The organism is Micromonospora sp. NPDC049799 (assembly GCF_040656655.1).
In the GTDB taxonomy this organism is placed as follows: Bacteria; Actinomycetota; Actinomycetes; order Mycobacteriales; family Micromonosporaceae; genus Micromonospora.
Genome location: NZ_JBFAMU010000822.1, coordinates 1 through 1,485, shown reverse-complemented (window position 1 = coordinate 1,485; position 1,485 = coordinate 1). Strand labels below are relative to the sequence as shown.

Below are 1,485 nucleotides of genomic sequence, written 5' to 3'. Positions count from 1 at the left end.
AGGCGTACGCCCACGCGGCGCCGGGTGACGTCCTCGTGGTCGACAACGGCGGGCGGACAGACGAGGCCTGCGTGGGTGACCTGACCGCGCTGGAGACGCGGAGGCGTCGGTGACGAAGGCGCGCATGAGCACGGCGAGCAGCACCAGCCCGGCGAGCAGGGTGACGCCGAGCAGCGGTTCGATCAGGGTGAGCGCCACCACGCTGCCGACCGGCGGGAGCAGCGCGACGACACCGAGCACCACGGCCGTGCCGGCCTGTCCGGCGTCGGCGGTCTGTCCGACGAGCCGGCCGACCAGGTCGCCCACCGGGTACCGGCGGACGGTGCGCACGTCGACGGCGAACAGGTGCCGTAGCAGGCGCCGCCGCAGCCGGGCCGTGGCTCGCGCGGCGCCGTACCCGCTGGCCAGGTCCCCGAGGATGTCGGTGAGGACGAGGACGGCGACCAGGCTGCAGGCCGTGGCGGTCCACCACGCGGAACCGTCGCCGTCGACGGCGGCGTCGACGGCGAGCCCGACGGCCGCGGGCAGGGCCAGTTCGGTGGCTGCGCCGGTGAGCGCGACCGCGACGAGCAGGACCGTCCATCCGCCGCCGTCGCGGACCACCCGGCGCAGGAGCCGGTCGGGGCCGGTCAGCGTCGGCATCAGTCCTCCGGAAGAGACGTGCGGCGGCCCTGGGCGGATACGTCTATCCGCCCAGGGCCTCGCGTGGTGACCTGATCAGTTGCAGGTCGTGACGGAGAGCGAGCTGTCGCCGCAGAGCAGCAGGCTCGCCCGGCTACCGCCGCCGTTGCGGTCGGCGGGGGCCATCTCCAGGCCCTGGAGGTCGAGGAGCGCCATGTCGTGTCACCTCCTTCCGTGCTGGTCGGTCAGGTCGGTCACCCTCGCTGACGCGAGGGGGTCTGGGGTGCCCGTCAGGGGCGCGAGGAACGGCAGGGCCGCCGGGGTGTCGTGCCGTGCGGCGGCGAGCGCCAACAGCACGCCGGCGGCGCCGGTGCCGAGGTCCATGGACAGCCGCAGCAACTGCTCGCCCGGGAAGGCGGTGCCGTCGGCGTACGGCATCGCGTGCCACGCCAGTCGCGCGACCTGGGCGGTCAGCTCCCGCCGCCGGTCGGGGTCGTCGGGGTACGCCGCGAGGTAGGCGATGATGCCGGCCCGCCCGGCGAAGAGGCCGGACTGGGCGTAGAACGGGGAGCGGGCGGCCCGGAACACGCCGGCGCTCGCCTCGGCGAACCGGTCGTCGGCGCGGTGCCGCAGGTACTGGTCCAGGACCAGCCCGATGCCGACGCTGCCCTGTCCGAAGTAGGGCATCGTGCGCCAGCCCTCGTTGACCTCGAGCGCGCCGTCGGGACGGGTCACGCACCGGCGCAGGTCCTGCCGCAGAGCGGTGGCGGCGTGGTCCAGCAGGGCCGGGTCGCCGGTGAGTTCGTGCAGCCGCACCAGCAGCAGCGCCGGGCCGGTCCGGCCGCGCAGCAGCCCGGCGTACGG

The 1,485-nt window shown here is 75.3% G+C and carries 2 protein-coding genes and 1 pseudogene; all 3 read right to left on the bottom strand.

Annotated elements, in window-relative coordinates; all coding sequences use genetic code 11:
• On the bottom strand, positions 1 to 642 hold a 642-nt coding region (locus AB0I76_RS29805), incomplete at its 3' end, for an ABC transporter transmembrane domain-containing protein (RefSeq protein ID WP_357042437.1).
• 75 nt (positions 643 to 717) lie between these two features.
• Positions 718 to 837 (bottom strand): SapB/AmfS family lanthipeptide, encoded by a 120-nt coding sequence (locus tag AB0I76_RS29800; protein WP_357042434.1) that lies wholly within the window; start codon positions 835 to 837, stop codon positions 718 to 720.
• Positions 838 to 843: 6 nt separating this feature from the next.
• Positions 844 to 1,485: pseudogene (locus AB0I76_RS29795) on the bottom strand (lantipeptide synthetase); the annotation flags it as partial.